This is a genomic window from Frankia sp. CcWB2 (genome assembly GCF_977927585.1).
Genome location: NZ_CDWRCM010000276.1, coordinates 1 through 624 on the forward strand (window position 1 = coordinate 1; position 624 = coordinate 624).

The window sequence follows — 624 nt, forward strand, 5'->3', positions numbered from 1 at the left end:
GTCGCAAACCTGAGAACGAAGGATTCTCGCTTAAGCCCTACGAGATGACGGTCTTCGGCCAGGCCCGAGAAAAGATCGTAGAGCTGCCCCTCAACGAACAGCGCCCGGCAGAACGGGTGGCCATCCTTCGCGAGGTTCACAGTACGAATCTCGCCCGCCCATCGGTAGATGTCCTGGAAGAGCATCCGGTGGAAACGACGAAGATGCTCGGTATCGTAAGCGCCCGGGAGGAGGGATGCTCCCAGCTCAGCGTAGCGAAGGCCGGAGATCTGCTGTTCGATGTCGGCGAGCTCATCAGGATCATGTATGTCGAGCCGGTTCCGCAGGCACTCGGTGCCCGGCCAGCAGTACGGGTCGCTCACTGGTCGAGGCCGCGCCCCCTGTGACGGGCGAGAATTTCCGCGACAGCCTCATCGGCTGTGCACGTCCCTGACGCTACCTGCCGGAGTCGAGTCTGCGTATCAGGCGAGAACTCGTGGCCCTCCAGACGCGCGTTGCCGACCGCAGCCGAGACGGCTTCGTCGACTGACATCCTCAGCCGAGCGTAGTAGTCCGCCATGATCGTTGGCTCTATGGGCTCGTTAGACGACTCCCCCTCCGGCAACCCTGCACGCGCCAGCCGCC

At 63.1% G+C, this 624-nt stretch carries 2 protein-coding genes; both read right to left on the bottom strand.

What is annotated here, in order from left to right; all coding sequences use genetic code 11:
* On the bottom strand, nt 1-362 hold a 362-nt coding region (locus tag ACY45C_RS20265; RefSeq protein WP_462189140.1), incomplete at its 3' end, for a Fic/DOC family protein.
* Nucleotides 359-624 (bottom strand): antitoxin VbhA family protein (locus ACY45C_RS20270; protein ID WP_462189141.1); only part of this gene is annotated, 266 nt, incomplete at its 5' end. The genes ACY45C_RS20265 and ACY45C_RS20270, both read right to left, overlap by 4 nt.